Raw genomic sequence first — 16,603 nt, 5'->3', positions numbered from 1 at the left:
GGCAGAACCTAACAAGTGTCACACCTGCGCCTGACCTACCCGCCATGCCTCATGCGTGTTTTAAGCACGACGAAGGCGCTTCACGCCTCCCCAAAGTCAGGCACTGGTGTTTGGGGTGATCTTGATTAAGCGAGCACTTGATTTGTCCGAGGAGGTCGGTGAGGGGCCGTTCGCTGCGCTCGTACAAATGACGGCTCTACGTAATAGAATACCAAGAGCAGATCTTATTGCTTTGCGAACACCATCTCCGCAAAATAAAACTATGCGATATTTTCGCGATAAAATAAGTGTAACCTGCCAGCAGCGAACTACGTTAGATTGTTCAGGCGAACTAATGTAGCCAGGAGTAATGATGGTGCGTTCTTTATTCTTGGGTCTAACGCTATTTTTTCTGGCAGCATGTGAGCCCCAGCCATTTGAAGAAGAAAAACCGCGAATCGTTATGCAGCCGACAGGAACTGTCGAGGCCGCGAGTCTTGTTTCAGCCTTCAACCAAACTTGCCTGCCTCACTTTCCGGACAATGAGGCAATTGTCGTCGCTTTCAAAAGAACGGGTTACTCCATCGTTGAGGAACCGAGTGACGATATCGAGAAAGATTTCTGGCGGTTTTCAAATAGGAACAGAAATATTTCAGCAGCTTCTGGAAATTCAATAATCTTGTGGCATGGTGCTAACAGCGCCGGGGAATCCGAACCATTCCAATTTTGCCAGATTGAAGCAGAGTTATCCAATCCAGAGCAGGCTGAGACTGCCTTGGAGCAATTGGTGACACCATCTGGCAAAAAGGTAGAACTTCTTGTCAACGAAGTGGTCTCAAGCACGCGCGACGGGACGGTACAGAACTCCTCAGGGACCTTCCGTGTCTCTTTTGAACAATCATTAATTGTCCATGGGCTCAATCAAGGGAAATTGCCCGAGAAATGCGGCGGATTGGAGAAATGCTTAGTATGGGGGCGAGCACGGTTGAGTATTGAAACGGCGATACAATATTGACGAGTTGAACTTTGTCTCAAATATCTGAGATAAAGCGCTATTGAATGCAGGGTTTGGCTATCTGAAGGTCGACTGTCCTGATTGATTTGCCCAACCGGCCCCCCAACAAAAAAGGCCCGCCAAAAAGACGGGCCTTTCTATATCTCACAAACGATCCGCTTACTGCGGGATGTCGCCTTCGATGCCTTCGACAAAGAAGTTCATGCCAGCCAGTGTGCCGTCATCAGCAGTTTCGCCGTCGGCCAACCAAGCAGAACCGTCCTGCTTGTTAATTGGGCCGGTAAAGGCGTGGTAGGAACCGTCTGCCAGTGCGGCTTTCATGGTCAGGGCCGCTTCTTTGACGTCAGCCGGAACCGCGTCTGAGATCTCGCCGATACCAACCATGCCAGCGCCGATGCCGTCCCAGGTCATCACGGATTCCCAGGAACCGTCCATGACAGCCTGTGTGCGAGCTACGTAGTATGGGCCCCAGTCATCGATGATCGACGATACGCGTGGCTTAGGACCGTACTCAGCCATGTCAGATGCCTGACCAAAGGTGATGACGTTGCCAGCGGCCTGAGCGGCTGCCTGTGGCGCGGTCGAGTCTGTATGCTGCAGGATCACGTCAGCGCCCTGTTCGATCAGAACCTTGGCAGCGTCAGCTTCCTTGGCCGGGTCGAACCAAGTGAACGCCCAAACGATTTTGAACTGAACGTCAGGGTTAACTTTCTTGGCGTGGATATAGGCAGAGTTGATGCCACGGATAACTTCGGGGATCGGGTAAGAGCCGATGTAACCGATGATGTTGCTCTCGGTCATGTTGCCAGCAATGGTACCCTGAACGGCGCGACCTTCGTAGAAACGAGCCGAATAGGTCGACACGTTTGGTGCGGTTTTATAACCGGTGGCGTGCTCAAACCGTACATTCGGGAACTTTTTGGCGACGTTGATGGTTGGATCCATGTAGCCAAACGAGGTGGTGAAAATCAGGTCAGCGCCTTCCAGTGCCATCTGAGTCATTACACGCTCAGAATCTGGTCCCTCGGCCACGTTCTCGACGTAGACGGTTTCAACCTTGTCGCCAAACGCCTCAACCACCGCCTTGCGGCCCTGATCGTGTTCATAGGTCCAGCCGCCATCGCCGACGGGGCCTACATAGACAAAGCCCACTTTGGTTTTGTCAGCCGCAACAGCGCCTGTAGCCAGGCCCAGGGCCATGGCGGCGCTGGTCAGAAGAGTAGTCAGTTTCATAAAGGTTTCCCCCAGTTGGTTTCTGTTTGGCCCCCGGTAACAGGGGCAGGATAGTGCGCCGCCCGGAGTTATCGGGAGGCGTGGAAATTGCGACCCAAAGCGGCCGGTGCGCTGCTTTTGTCAGCGGAAAGAATGACAAGTACAACGATTGTAATCACATAGGGTGACATTGCCAGATATTCGACAGGAATGGCAACGCCTGCTGCCTGCAGATTCAGCTGCACAACCGTCACTCCGCCAAAAAGATAGGCACCTAGTAGGGCACGCCATGGTTTCCAGCTGGCAAACACCACTAGGGCAAGGGCAATCCAGCCGACACCAGCTGTCATGCCTTCGGTCCACTGTGGCACTCGGATCAGGCTGATATAGGCCCCGCCAAGGCCCGCACAGGCGCCGCCGAACATGATTGCCAGAACACGGATGCGGATCACCTTGTACCCCAATGCGTGCGCCGCCTCGTGGTTTTCGCCGACAGCCCGCAAAATCAGGCCAGCACGGGTGAATTTCAGCAAGGCCCAGACTGCTGCCGTAAGTGCAAGACCAAGATACAGGATCGGGTCATGGCCAAACAGGATTGGTCCGACGACGGGCAGATCGGTTAACAATGGAATGTCCAGCATGCCCATCTGTGGCGGCTTAATGCCCACATAGCTTTGCCCCAGCAGTGCCGACAGACCCAGCCCGGACAACGTCAACGCCAGCCCGGATGCAACCTGATTTGCCTTTGCCACCTGAGTCAGCAGGACAAACAACAGTGAAAACACCGCACCAGCTAGGGCCGAGGCGATGAACCCTAGCCAAGGCGAGCCACTTTCCACGGCCGTGGCAAAACCACTGACCGCGCCGATGATCATCATACCCTCAACGCCCAGGTTCAGAACGCCGGATTTTTCTACCACCAGTTCGCCGATAGCGGCCAACAGGATCGGGGTAGCTGCCACCATTAGCGAGGCGATCAGCAGGACGGGATTAATTGCGCTCAAGTCCATTTCACGCCACCTCCACTTTGCGTAGGGTCACGCGGAAATTTGTCAAAAGGTCCAGTGCCAGCAGGAAAAACAGCAACATACCCTGGAACACTTGGATCGCGGCGGCAGGCAGGCCCAGATTTGACTGGGCGATGTCGCCACCAATATAGGTCAGCGCCATTAGGCCACCGGCTAACAGAATGCCGAAAGGATGCAATCGACCCAGAAAGGCTACGATGATCGCGGTAAAGCCGTAGCCGACGTTGAAATCGATGCTGACTTGCCCAGCCGGTCCTGAAACCTCGAACAGGCCAGCCAATCCAGCCAGTGCGCCGGAAATGCCCAGACACAACAGGATCAGCCGTGCCGGTTTGACGCCAGCAAATTTTGCAGCCCGCGGTGCCTCGCCGGTCAGGCGGATGTGAAACCCAATCATATGTCGGGTCAGCAGCACATAGGCAAAGATCACTGCGATCAGGGCTGCAACCACACCCCAGTGCATGCCGGTTCCCTCGATCAGGTCGGCGTTGAACGCACTCTCATAGCTTTGCAGGTTGCGTGATCCCGGAAACCCCATTCCTTCGGGATTCTTCAAGAAGCGTAGCGAAGCCGAGGCCAGCAGCTGTTCTGCGATATAAACCAGCATCAGCGACACCAAAATCTCGTTGGTGCCAAAACGCACCTTCAAGAAGGCAGGGATCATCGCCCAGGCCCAACCACCCAAGGCGCCAGCAATCACCATCAGTGGGAAAATGTACCAGGCCTCATAAGGATAAAAGGCCAGCCCAACAGCGGCACCAACGATGGCCCCCATGATATACTGACCCTCGGCGCCAATGTTCCAGATGCCAGCCTTGAACCCAAGGCTCAAACCAATGGCAATCAACACCAGCGGTGCGCCTTTGACCAGCAACTGTGGGCGAAAGTAAAAGGCATACTCGCCAAATAGCGGATCCCAGAAAATGGTCCGGATTGCCTCAACCGGGTCCTTGCCCAGCACTGCAAACAACAGCCCGCCGAACAGCATCGTTGCCAGCACCGCCACCAGCGGCGTCGCCAGCGACCAGGCGCGCGACGGCTGCGGCCTTTTCTCAAGCCTGATCATGTCGCGGCCCCTTGCTTCTTTTTGCTTAAAATACTCTCGCCGAAGGCGAACCTGTGACGCGCCAGCTCAAACATGCGCCACCTCCATGCCATGGGCCCCGCCCAGCATCAGACCGATTTCATCCACCGTTAGCCCTGTGGCTGCACGCGGAGCACTCAACCGACCTTCGTTCAGGGCGGCAAAATTGTCCGAGATTTCCATTAGCTCATCCAGATCCTGGCTGATGCAGATCACTGCAGCTCCTTTGGCGGCCAAATCCAGCAGCGATTGGCGAATATCCGCAGCCGCTGCCGCATCAACCCCCCAGGTCGGTTGGTTCACGACCAAAACATCAGGATCCTGCAAAACCTCGCGGCCGATTACGAACTTCTGCAGGTTGCCCCCAGACAGCGATCGCGCCGCGTTGTCCGGGCCCGGTGTTCGCACATCAAATGCCTTGATAACGTCTTCGGCAAATGTTGTTGCGGCGCGCCAATTCAAGAAACCGTTGTTTTCCAACCCTTGGCGCACTGCGCCGGTCAACATGGCGTTTTCAGTCAGGCTCATGTCTGGTACTGCGGCATGGCCCAGCCGCTCTTCTGGCGCGGCCAAAATCCCCAAACGACGGCGTTCCACTGGTCCTAAGTGGCCAATTGCCTCACCGCCGAGCTTGACCGCATCCGCTTGCGTGGTGGTTTCGCCGGACAACACATTCAGTAGCTCATCCTGACCATTGCCGGCAACACCGCCAATGCCCAAGACCTCACCTTTGCGCACTGTCAGGTGTACATTCTTCAATGCAGTCCCAAAGGCAGACGGCGCAGGCACCGACAGCCCTGAAATGTTCAGTGCAACATCACCAAACTCACTCCCAGCGCGTTCAGGCGTGTGCAGTGTTGACCCAACCATCAGTTCAGCCATCTCACGGGCGGTGGTATCGGCTGGCGTGCATTCGCCAACGTTTTTGCCTAACCGCAGAATGGTCGCGTGATCACATAAGGTACGGATCTCTTCCAGCTTGTGGCTGATATACAGGATCGATGTACCCTCAGAGCGCAGTTTCTGCAGTGTCTGAAATAGGATATCCACCTCCTGCGGGGTCAGAACCGAGGTCGGTTCGTCCATGATCAGCAATTTCGGATCTTGCAGCAGGCAGCGAATGATTTCGACCCGCTGACGTTCACCGGCTGACAGGTTCCCAACGGTGCGAAACGGGTCAAGCGGCAGGCCATAGGCCTCTGATACATCGCGGATACGCGACGCCAGGTCCTTCATCGCGGGTGGGTTTTCCATGCCCAAAGCAATGTTTTCAGCAACGTTTAGCGCGTCAAACAGTGAAAAATGCTGGAATACCATGGCGATACCATCGCCGCGTGCCGCTCTGGGTTCCGCCGGAGCAAACGGCGCACCGCGCAACAGCATTTGGCCACTGTCGGGTTTCACCAACCCGTAGATCATTTTCACCAACGTCGATTTGCCAGCGCCATTTTCGCCCAGCAACGCGTGGACTTCTCCCTCGCCAATGTCGAAAGAAACCGTGTCATTGGCCACGACACCGGGATAGGCTTTAGTCAGCCCTTGAAGGCTCAGCAATGGGACACTCACGCGCTATGATCCTTTTTCATCTCTTTTGCCATGTCTCGCCGCAGCAATTGTGCCGCAACGCCGACCGCAATCATCTGCGGGTGTTTGCCCAGGGCTGGATCACCAATTGGGCAGGTAATGCGGCTGATCTGCTCGGCGCTGTGCCCCAATGCTGCCAACCGCGATCGAAACCGCGCCCATTTGGTTGCGGACCCGATCAGCCCAGCAAAGGCAAAACCATGACCGAGCAAGGAATGGCATAAGGCCAGATCCAGAGTATGGGAATAGGTAAGTACCAAATGTTGAGCCTTTACAGGCGCATGAGGGACCAAAAGTGCTGGGTCCACTGCTGGAACAGATGTCACGCCCTTTGGTATGTCGCTTGGAAACCGTTCGGCCGCTGTGTCAACCCAGGTGATCGAAAAGTCGGGCAGGGGGGACAGAACGTCAACCAAGGCACGGCCAACGTGACCAGCTCCCCAGATCCACAAAGGCACCTCGGGGTGATGCACCGGTTCAACCATCCAACCGTCAACCAACTGTGGCTGCGGACGCAGCCCCTGACCACGCGCGTTTGCCAGCAAACGTTTCACTGCCAGTGGTGTCGCCCCGTCAGCCCCCGTTTTGACTGGCCGCAGTACGATCTCGTCATCCAGCGCCGCCAGTCGGGAGGCGTCATACACCTCACTCAACAACGTCACCACACCGCCGCAGCACTGGCCCAGATCGGGACCAAGCGCATGACTGCCTAGAACGGTGCCTTGTACTTGTTTGCGGGCTGCAATCGCCGCTTCAAACTCCAAAGTGCCACCACCAATGGTGCCGGACTGGCCGTCTTTCCAGACCAACATCGCCGCCCCAACCTCACGCGGGGATGACCCGCGGATATCGGCGATGACCACACGCGTTACGCGACCACGTGCCTCAACGGCAGCCGTCAACCCTTCCAGATCAAACCCCATCCCGGACCCTCCGAATGGCAGACCAGAGCTGCTCTGCGGTGGCCGGGGCATCCAGTGCCGGATAGGCATCGCCAAACTGCGACACCGCGTGGCTCAACGCCAGATAGGTTGAAATGCCCAGCATGAATGGCGGCTCTCCCACTGCCTTAGAGCGATAGATGCTATCTTCGCGGTTCTCGCCGCTCCACAGTTCAACGTTGAACTCATCCGGGCGATCTGAACAGGCTGGGATCTTGTAGGTCGACGGCGCATGGGTGCTTAACCGTCCCTTGCCGTCCCACACCAGTTCCTCAGTCGTCAGCCAGCCAGCCCCCTGTACATAGCCTCCCTCGACCTGGCCAATGTCCAGATCCGGGTTTAGCGAGGCTCCGGCATCGTGAAGAATATCACTGCGCAGAATTCGGTTTTCTCCGGTTAGCTGGTCCACCACCACCTCGGTCACCGAGGCGCCATAGGCAAAGTAGAAGAACGGGCGACCCTGACCCTTGATCCGGTCCCATTCCACCTTGGGCGTCTTGTAGAACCCAGTTGCCGAAAGGCTGATCCGGCCCTGATAACACTGCGAGGCAGCTTCCTCAAACGTCAGCACATCTTCGCCAACATAGATCTGACCACTCTCAAAGCGAACCGATCCCACGTCACACTGATGGCGCTGCGCCAGAAACTCTGCCATGCGGTCGCGGATGGTGTCACAAGCAGCCTTTACCGCCATGCCATTCAGGTCTGACCCAGAAGACGCAGCCGTGGCAGAAGTGTTAGGCACCTTGGCGGTATCGGTGGCAGTGATTTTCACCAAATCCATGCCAACCCCAAACCGCGACGCAGCCACCTGTGCCACCTTCTGGAACAATCCCTGACCCATTTCGGTGCCACCATGGTTCAGATGGATGGATCCATCCTGATAGACATGCACCAGCGCGCCCGCCTGATTAAGGTGGGTCAGGGTAAAGGAGATCCCGAACTTCACCGGTGAAAACCCGATGCCGCGTTTCAGGTGGTCTTGGCCCTTGTTCCATTCCGCAATCTCCGCCCGGCGCGCCTCATAGTCTGAGCTCTCCAGCAACCGCTCGGTCATCCCGTGTAGTTCAAAGTCGCTGACCTCCATGCCATAGGGCGTGGTATTGTCTTTCTTTTTGTCTGAAATCCCTTGTGGGGCAGAGCCTCCGGACGGCGGCGCATCATAGTAGTTGGCCTGCCGCACTTTGACAGGGTCCAGCCCCAGATCATGGGCAATGTGGTCCATCACTCGTTCGATCCCAACCATCCCCTGTGGGCCACCAAACCCACGATAGGCGGTGGCGCTCTGGGTGTTGGTTTTCAACCGATGGCTCTCAATGCGGATCGCTGGAATGGAATAAGCATTGTCGGAGTGCAGCATGGCGCGATCGGCCACGGGCAGCGACAGATCCTGAGCCCATCCACAACGCACCAGATGGGTGAACTCAACCCCTTGCAGCACGCCATCATCGCCAAACCCGGCTCGGTAGGAAATGCGGAAGTCGTGCCGTTTACCGGTGATCACCATGTCGTCGTCGCGGTCATAGCGCATTTTGCAGGGTTTGCCGGTGGCGCGGGCGGCCACTGCACAGGACACCGCCAGCGCGTTGCCCTGGCTTTCCTTACCGCCAAAACCGCCACCCATGCGGCGGATCTCAACCCGGACGGCGTGCATCGGCAAACCAATTGCCTCGGCCACCTTATGCTGGATTTCGGTTGGGTGCTGGGTCGAACTGGTCACCAGCATGTCGCCACCTTCTTGGGGCAGCGTCAGTGCGGCTTGGCCTTCAAGGTAGAAATGCTCTTGCCCACCCAGTTCCATCTCGCCTTCGACGGTACGGGCCGCAGCGTCGATCACCGCCGCAGCATCGCCTTTTTGATAGATCCGTGGGCCATCTTCAAACCGGCTGTCGGCCTGCAATGCCTGATCCACCGTCAGAATTGGGGTTTCCTCAGCGTATTCGATCTTCCCCTTGCGCGCCGCAACCCGAGCAGCGCGATGGCTGTTGGCAACGACCAAAAACAACGGTTGGCCCACATAGTGAACGCTGCCATCTGACAGCAGTGGTTCATCATGGATTGAGGGCGAGACGTCGTTGGTGAACGGCAAATCCTGCGCTGCCATTACCATCACAACGCCATCACTGGCGCGAACGGCATCCAGATTCATCGACGTGATCTGCCCCTTGGCAATAGTCGATACCCCAAAGGCAAGATGCAGGCAGCCAGCGGGCACCGGGATGTCATCTACATAACGGGCAGTGCCCGTCACATGCAGCTTGGCGGCATCGTGGGGCAGGGGCTTGGCCACAGGGCCGGAATTGGTTTTTGACATGTTGCTCATAGCACCACCTCCAGCACCGAGACCGTTTCGCCGTTTAGTTCGGCGTAGTACCGTGCCAACAGGTTACGGGCGCTTTCTAGCCGGTACAGGTCTGACGCCCGCATGTCGGTCATCGGGGTAAAATCCTTGTCAAATTCAGCCTGCGCTGCGCTGATCGTCTCTCGCGTCCAAGGCTGGCCCACCAACGCTGCCTCTACATGTGAGGCGCGTTTTGGCGTTGCGGCCATGCCGCCGAACGCAATGCGGGCCTCTGTGACAACACCATCTTTTGTGGTGACGTTAAAGGCGCCCAACACGGCTGAAATATCTTGGTCAAATCGTTTCGACAGCTTGTAGCACCGCAGAGTGTCCTCTTGGCGGGCAAAGCTCACCGCCTCAACAAACTCGCCGGGCTGACGATCTTGTTTGCCATAGTCGACAAAGAAGTCCTCTAGAGGCAGCGAACGACGATTGCCGCCCTGGCGAAGATGTAACGTAGCGCCTAGCGCGATCAGCGCTGGCGGGTTATCCCCGATGGGGGAGCCATTGGCGATGTTGCCGCCCACAGTGGCAGCGGCGCGCACCTGTTGGCTGGCATAACGACGGATCATTTCGCCGTAAGACGGATGTAGGGGGGCAATCGCGTCGCGCATGGTGTTCATATCCACCATTGCACCGAACCAGACCTCATCATCCGTGATCTCGACCTGCTTCAGATCAGTGCAGCCATCCAGGAAAATGACGTCTTCCAGATCGCGCAATCCCTTTGTCACCCACAGCGCCACATCAGTAGCTCCGGCTACCAGCACTGCCTGAGGGGTCTTCTCATAGATTGCCGCCAGCTCATCGCTTGAGCGGGGCGCATAAGGGGAGTGGTTCTGCGCAGTGGGCACAGGTTCACGCAGTTGCGGTTCCTCTGTAATCCAAGTTGGAACTGGTTGATCCTCAACCGCCTCGGCGGCGCGGATGATTGGGGCATAGCCTGTGCAGCGGCACAGATTACCGGCGAGCTGCACGTCGTGGTCTGTGGCACCGTTCTTGTGCGCGGTGACCATAGACATCACAAAACCGGGGGTGCAGAACCCGCATTGCGAGCCGTGATGGGTAATCATCGCCTGCTGCACCGGGTGCAACGTGCCATCTGGGCTGCTGACACCTTCGACAGTGCGAATGGATTTACCGTTCAATTGCGGCATGAATAACAGGCATGCGTTTAACGCTTTTGAGCCACGGTCGTCTGTCACCATCACCGAACAGGCGCCACAATCGCCTTCGTTGCAGCCCTCTTTGGTGCCGGTCATGAGCCGGTCTTCACGCAGCCAGTCCAGCAATGTGGCTGTGGGCGAAACGCCCGAAAGCGTGACCTCTTCACCATTGAGATGAAAGGTGATGTCCATTGTAGAAACCCGTCGCGTTACATTATTGTGCCAATGTTGCCTTCCTTCGATGCGACGTAGAAGAAAAGGCGGGCATTATCGCTTGCTGATGACAGCCTAGAAAGCAGGCCCTTGGTCTGGCAAGCGAAAGTCGTCGGGGTTGATTGAATACTAAATTCGTATGGTGTGTCCAATATTTAACTTTTGCATGCATAACTGTTTGTTTTCAGCAAGCTAGGGCCATTGTGGTGATTTCGACCATGAAAGGACTTTCAAATAAATCAGAACAATGGGCGCCGATGGTACTCAAAAAGAACAGGAAGCGGCTGCTCATAATCAGCTTTCCCACAGTCATAGCATTGGGGTAGCTTAGCGATATGACCAGCTCTCCCCGATTCATTCACCTGCGCACGCACACCGAATACTCTTTGCTAGAGGGGGCGTTGCGGCTAAAAAAGCTGCCTGATTTGTGCAAAAAGCACGACATGCCCGCGATTGCGGTGACGGACAGTAACAACCTGTTCTCGGCGTTGGAATTTTCGGTATCGGCCAGTGGCGCCGGGGTGCAGCCGATCGTCGGTTGTCAGGTGGACCTGCGTTTTGTCGATCCAGCACCGGGGGAACGGCCCAGACCGCCCGCATCTTTGGTGCTCTTGGCGCAGAACGAGACGGGCTATGAACATCTGATGAAGCTGAACTCTTGCCTTTACATGCGGCAGGGGAGTGAGTTGCCTTATGTGACGCTGGAGGAGCTGGAGGTTAACTCCGGGGGGGTTATCTGCCTGACCGGTGGACCAAACGGCCCAGTTGGGCAGCTGCTGCAAATGGGACAGCGACCTGCTGCGCAAGAGTTGATGGATCGGTTAAAGGCGATTTTCCCAGACCGGCTGTATGTAGAACTGCAGCGCCATCCGGGCGAGGGTGGCCAGCCCGAGGCGGAGCAGCTGACCGAGCGCGGCCATATTGAGATGGCCTATGCGATGGACCTACCGCTGGTCGCGACCAATGACGTCTATTTCCCCAATACCGAGATGTACGAGGCCCATGATGCGATGATCTGTATCGCCGAAGGGGCCTATGTTGACCAGATCGAAGGCCGGCGTCGGTTGACCGCGCAGCACTACTTCAAAAGCCAAGAGGAAATGGTCACGCTGTTTGCTGACCTGCCCGAGGCGATTGAGAACACGGTAGAGATTGCTAAGCGCTGTGCGTTCAAGGCTTATCTACGTGACCCGATCCTGCCCAAGTTTGCCGACGACGAGGTCGCCGAACTGCGCCGTATCGCCAACGAAGGCCTGCAAAAACGCCTGTCGGTGATCCCGCATGCTGTAACGGTTGAGGAATACCAAGAGCGGCTCGATTTTGAGCTGGGTATTATTGAGGGCATGGGCTTTCCCGGCTACTTCCTGATCGTTGCCGACTTTATCCAATGGGCCAAGGATCACGACATTCCGGTGGGACCGGGGCGGGGCTCGGGTGCGGGGTCGCTGGTGGCCTATGCGCTGACAATTACCGACCTTGACCCGCTGCGCTATTCGCTACTGTTCGAACGCTTTTTGAACCCGGAACGGGTATCAATGCCCGACTTCGACATCGACTTTTGCATGGATCGCCGCGAAGAGGTGATCAAATACGTGCAGGAGAAATATGGGCGCGACAAGGTGGGGCAGATCATCACCTTTGGTGCGCTGCTGTCCAAGGCGGCGGTGCGCGACATGGGGCGGGTGTTGCAAATGCCCTATGGACAGGTGGACCGGTTGTCGAAACTGATCCCTGTCGAGGGCGTCAAGCCGATGTCGATTGTGGACAGCCTGAAGGAAGAGCCGCGGCTGCGGGAAGAGGCTCGCAACGAAGAGGTTGTGGACCGGCTGCTGAAATACGGTATGCAGGTCGAGGGGCTGTTGCGCTCGGCTGGTACCCACGCGGCGGGGGTGGTGATTGGCGACCGGCCGTTAGACGCGTTGGTGCCGCTGTATCGCGACCCTCGGTCCGACATGCCCGCCACTCAGTTCAATATGAAGTGGGTGGAACAGGCCGGGCTGGTCAAGTTCGACTTCTTGGGTCTGAAGACCCTGACCGTGATCCAAAGTGCGGTGGATCTGATCAAGGGCGAGGGGCGTGATCTGCATATCGCCGCAGATGGCACACAGCTGTATGATCCACCCGAAGGCGCGGTGAACGAGATCAACGCCATCCCACTGGACGATATCCCCACCTACAAGCTCTATGCAGCCGCCAAAACGGTGGCGGTGTTTCAGGTGGAATCTAGCGGCATGATGGATGCGCTGAAGCGGATGAAGCCCAACTGTATCGAGGACATCGTGGCGCTGGTGGCGCTGTATCGTCCCGGTCCGATGGAGAACATCCCGACCTATTGCGAGGTCAAGAACGGGGTGAAAGAGATCACCTCGGTGCATCCATTGATCGACCATTTGCTGGCCGAAACTCAGGGCATCATCATCTACCAGGAACAGGTGATGCAGATTGCTCAGGTTATGGCGGGCTATTCGCTGGGTGGTGCTGACCTGTTGCGCCGGGCGATGGGTAAGAAGATCAAAGAGGCGATGGACGCCGAACGACCCAAGTTCGAAAAAGGCGCGGCCGAAAATGGCGTGCCGCCGAAAAAGGCCTCGGAAGTTTTCGATCTGTTGGAAAAATTCGCCAACTACGGGTTCAACAAATCCCACGCGGCGGCCTATGCGGTGGTGTCCTATCAGACCGGATGGCTAAAGGCGAACCACCCGGTTGAGTTCATGGGCGGGGTGATGAACTGCGATATTCACCTGACCGATAAGCTGGCGGTGTTTTTTGAAGAAGTAAAAAAAGGGCTGGGTCTGCCCTATATTCCGCCCTGCGTGAACCGATCCGAGGCGATGTTCAACGTAATCAACGGCGAGTTGATCTATGCGCTGGGCGCCTTGAAGAACGTCGGTGTCGAGGCGATGAAGTTGGTGACCGATGCGCGCCGTGCTGATGGTGAGGATCGACCCTTTGCGACCCTGTATGATTTTGCCCGTCGGGTGGATTTGAAAAAGGTCGGTAAACGGCCACTGGAAATGCTGGCACGGGCAGGGGCCTTTGACCAGCTGGATCCGAACCGCCGCCGAGTGTTTGATAGCCTAGAGCCACTGGTCAGCTACTCGAACGCGATCCATGAGCAGAAGAATTCCAACCAGGTGTCGCTGTTTGGTGATGCGGGTGAGGATCTGCCCGAACCACGGATGTCGGGCACACCGGATTGGTTGCCAGCCGAGCGGCTGAGCGAAGAATTCAAGGCGATTGGCTTTTACCTGTCGGGCCACCCACTGGACGACTATATGCCCGCGCTGAAACGTAAGGGCGTAATGACGCTGGATGAGGTTCTGGAGAAGGCCAAGCGCGGCCCGTTTCTGGCCAAGATGGCGGGGGTTGTTGCCGGATGTCAGGAACGCAAGTCGGCACGTGGCAATCGGTTTGCATTTTCCCAGCTGTCGGACACCACTGGCGGTTTTGAGGTTACGCTGTTTTCCGAAGCGCTAGAGAAGAGCCGCGAACATCTGGTGACCGGTGGCAAGGTGGTGCTGACCGTTGAGGCGACGGTGGAAGCCGACCAACTGAAACTGCTGGCGCGATCTGTCGGCCCCATTGACGCTGCCGTGGCTGATGCCGGTAATAGCAGTCTGCGGGTTTATGTGACCGAACCTGCCGCAGTGGCGACCGTGGCGACGGTGCTGGAAGAGGCCCGCGCCGCAGCCAAGAACGCCAGCCGTGGCGAGGTGCTGATGTACCTGCGTGACTCGACTTTGCCAGGGGATGTGGAACTGGATTTGGGGCAGTACTTCCCGATCAACCCGCAGATCAAAGGTGCGATTAAATCGCTTGATGGCGTGGAGGATGTTGAAGAGATTTAGGCTGGGGGCCTTCGTTCAACTGAGGGACGCTCCTGACCTTTCCCCCGGGGAGGTGCAGAGCGCCTTCCCGGGGGAAAGGTCAGGAGCGTCCCGGCGGTGCCGGGGTATCAATTTTAGGCGATTCTCTGGGTCTACAGCCGGGATTAGTGCTCTGCTGGATTTCTGCTCACTGACATGTTGTAAGCGTGGCTGGGCAGTTCCCCGCCCAGCCACTCCCTATCGGACTTCGTTTGATTGCAGGCGCCTGGAGGAGGCAACGCAGGCAATCCGTCTCTTTTAGGAGTGAGCAGTTACAGAAATTGGATGGTTTGTTTCTGATCACCTTATGGCCCCACAATGCTGCTCTGCGGCGTGAGCGCAATCGGTGTGGTGATAGGTTTGCTCGTTAAACGTGATTTGGCGCTTTTTTAACCAGATTTTCAGGCAGTGATCATGCTTTAGGCGATCTATGCTTAACGTTGATACGCAAACGTTTTGCTGGAGAGTATACGGCTTGAAAACAGAACCTTTGTTTAGTTGCAGCTGTTTTTCTCATAGGCGATTAAGGCTGTGTTAGGGGGTGAGGTGTGACTAATTTAGGACTAGGAAATTGAATGGTGCAGGTTGAATGCTAATTATGAGATCATGACAAAACTAGAAATTATGCAAAGCTGGTTTTCCCGGGTTTGGGAGGATGCCGATACCGCGGCGTTGGATGAATTGCTGTCACCGGAAGTTGACAGTGACACGGTGTTTGACGGCGTTATTGCGCCGCGAAATGAGCTGCCGGAGTTGGTCAATATCATGCATCGTTTGGTTGGGCCGATGCGGTTCAGCATTTCTCGCTGTCTGGAAGACGGGGAGTGGTGCAGCATCGAGTATGAAATGACGGCGGATGGTCCGGGTGGAGTGACACCGGTGTGCGCAGGTGGGCTGATGATGGCGCGGATCAAGGATGACCGCATTATCGAGATGACCACCAAGTTTGATGGTTTTGCATTGTTTGAGCAGTTGGGGCAGTTGCCAAGTGACGCATTGATGGCGTGTTTGACTGGGCAAAAACTCCGCTGGGCCTAGAGGTCTAGGTCCCTGAGTTCGTCAATCAAGCCTTAAAGAAGACCAGTAGGCCGGTCTTCTCGACCTGTGTTCTATCAACGCCCGAGGCCTTGGTGCATCGATAAACTGGCTATAACTCAGTTCACGGAACTTTGAGCTTGGCCACGTCCTTGACCAGGCGAATGGCCTTTTTACGTTCCTTTAGGAGTGTTTTGATTGCACGTTTTAGCTGAGCCTTGACCTTTTTGATTGCGGTCAGAATGCCTGTGACCTCGTCAAACCAGTTAAAAACCATGCTCAGAACCAGACGGAACTTGTTTAGCACCGCCAAGGCGACATCCAGAATGCCAAGATCGTCCCACAGGTTTTCGATAAAACTGACGACTTTTTTGAAGATCTCAACATACTTGCGCACGACGGTTTTCAGAACGCGGATGAGCTTGGTCTTGTCAATTTCCTTGCGGATGGTCGCCAAAATACGTTTGCCCAGCAGAATCATGTCTTGCAGCGCTTTGTCGATGGGTTCCAACACCTTTAGAATAGCGCGAATGGCTGACGTGATGCGGTTGATGGCTTCCTTGCCCACAGTCGCGATCATATCTTTGGTCCCGGCGATGAAATTCTTCAGGAACTTCTGCAACGGTTTCAGGAACGATTTCACGCGCTTCCAAGTGGATTTATAAAACTTGAGCATGCGGTCGTGGTGCTGCTCTATTGCCTCTCCGACAAATTTTACAGGGTCGTCAGATTTCGCAGTTGATGGCGCCATGGCTCATCTCCTTGAATGACTCGCATTTAAAAATTTGCTGGGCAAAACCGCCAGCTCTGGAAAATAAGACTGATGCTGCGGTGATGCTGTGTCAGAATCAAGAAAAATCTATTGTGGTAACTTGAACGTCAATAATGTGGCGGACGTTCGTTGCCAAAGGTCGCACTGCCGCCAGCGTCCTGGTCGCGGCCTGCTTCGCGCTGCATGAGCATTTGAACCCGGCGTGTCAGGGTCGCGATTTCGGTCTGTTGTTTGGCCACCACATCGCTCATTTCCTCGACCGTGCGGGTCAGGTGGGCGATTTGTTCTTCTAAGTTTTGCATGGGGCTCTCCTGCGATTGTGGTTATGTCATAATCTGAAGCGGCAAATTGGTCCATGGGGCGTTTA

Annotated in this window: 12 protein-coding genes; 3 read left to right on the top strand and 9 right to left on the bottom strand. The window is 56.1% G+C overall.

Going from position 1 to position 16,603, the window contains the following annotated elements; genetic code table 11:
- Positions 1–352 precede the first annotated feature (352 nt).
- Entirely contained in the window at positions 353–994 is a 642-nt protein-coding gene (locus DL239_RS09060) for a hypothetical protein (protein ID WP_206188405.1), read from the top strand.
- A 159-nt stretch (positions 995–1,153) separates the two neighbouring features.
- On the opposite strand, the gene DL239_RS09055 is transcribed toward DL239_RS09060, so the two are convergent.
- From DL239_RS09055 to xdhA, 7 genes are all read right to left on the bottom strand, one after another.
- Complete coding sequence (locus tag DL239_RS09055) at positions 1,154–2,227, bottom strand: BMP family ABC transporter substrate-binding protein (RefSeq protein ID WP_167683685.1); 1,074 nt, start codon at positions 2,225–2,227, stop codon at positions 1,154–1,156.
- 68 nt (positions 2,228–2,295) lie between these two features.
- On the bottom strand, positions 2,296–3,216 hold the full coding sequence (locus tag DL239_RS09050; protein ID WP_167683684.1) for an ABC transporter permease: 921 nt from the start codon (positions 3,214–3,216) through the stop codon (positions 2,296–2,298).
- 1 nt (position 3,217) lies between these two features.
- Entirely contained in the window at positions 3,218–4,300 is a 1,083-nt protein-coding gene (locus DL239_RS09045; RefSeq protein WP_167683683.1) for an ABC transporter permease, read from the bottom strand.
- 66 nt (positions 4,301–4,366) lie between these two features.
- Positions 4,367–5,884, bottom strand: a complete 1,518-nt coding sequence (locus DL239_RS09040; RefSeq protein ID WP_167683682.1) for an ABC transporter ATP-binding protein — start codon at positions 5,882–5,884, stop codon at positions 4,367–4,369.
- Positions 5,881–6,825, bottom strand: coding sequence for a xanthine dehydrogenase accessory protein XdhC (xdhC, locus tag DL239_RS09035; protein ID WP_167683681.1), 945 nt, complete (start codon positions 6,823–6,825; stop codon positions 5,881–5,883). Before xdhC ends, DL239_RS09040 begins: the two co-directional genes overlap by 4 nt.
- Positions 6,815–9,166 (bottom strand): xanthine dehydrogenase molybdopterin binding subunit, encoded by a 2,352-nt coding sequence (gene xdhB / locus DL239_RS09030; RefSeq protein ID WP_240931820.1) that lies wholly within the window; start codon positions 9,164–9,166, stop codon positions 6,815–6,817. The genes xdhC and xdhB overlap by 11 nt, the downstream gene beginning before the upstream one ends.
- On the bottom strand, positions 9,163–10,542 hold the full coding sequence (xdhA, locus tag DL239_RS09025; RefSeq protein WP_167683680.1) for a xanthine dehydrogenase small subunit: 1,380 nt from the start codon (positions 10,540–10,542) through the stop codon (positions 9,163–9,165). Before xdhA ends, xdhB begins: the two co-directional genes overlap by 4 nt.
- A gap of 356 nt (positions 10,543–10,898) precedes the next feature.
- On the opposite strand from xdhA, the gene dnaE reads away from it, so the two are divergent.
- Both dnaE and DL239_RS09015 read left to right on the top strand, forming a co-directional pair.
- Positions 10,899–14,411 carry a DNA polymerase III subunit alpha gene (dnaE, locus tag DL239_RS09020; RefSeq protein WP_167683679.1) on the top strand — a complete coding sequence of 1,171 codons (3,513 nt, stop codon included), beginning with the start codon at positions 10,899–10,901 and terminating at the stop codon, positions 14,409–14,411.
- A 624-nt stretch (positions 14,412–15,035) separates the two neighbouring features.
- Positions 15,036–15,467, top strand: a complete 432-nt coding sequence (locus DL239_RS09015; protein WP_167683678.1) for a nuclear transport factor 2 family protein — start codon at positions 15,036–15,038, stop codon at positions 15,465–15,467.
- Between the two features lie 121 nt (positions 15,468–15,588).
- Here the strand turns inward: DL239_RS09015 and DL239_RS09010 are convergent, their stop codons facing one another.
- Together DL239_RS09010 and DL239_RS09005 are read right to left on the bottom strand one after the other, a co-directional pair.
- A complete protein-coding gene (locus DL239_RS09010) occupies positions 15,589–16,215 on the bottom strand; it encodes a hypothetical protein (protein ID WP_167683677.1) in 627 nt (208 codons plus the stop codon).
- Positions 16,216–16,343: 128 nt separating this feature from the next.
- A complete protein-coding gene (locus DL239_RS09005) occupies positions 16,344–16,538 on the bottom strand; it encodes a SlyX family protein (RefSeq protein ID WP_167683676.1) in 195 nt (64 codons plus the stop codon).
- Positions 16,539–16,603: the final 65 nt, after the last annotated feature.

The sequence above is a fragment of the Parasedimentitalea denitrificans genome (assembly GCF_011813015.1).
Classification (GTDB): domain Bacteria; phylum Pseudomonadota; class Alphaproteobacteria; order Rhodobacterales; family Rhodobacteraceae; genus Parasedimentitalea; species Parasedimentitalea denitrificans.
The sequence above is the reverse complement of the archived record's forward strand: the minus strand, read 5'-3'. Positions and strand labels throughout refer to the sequence as shown.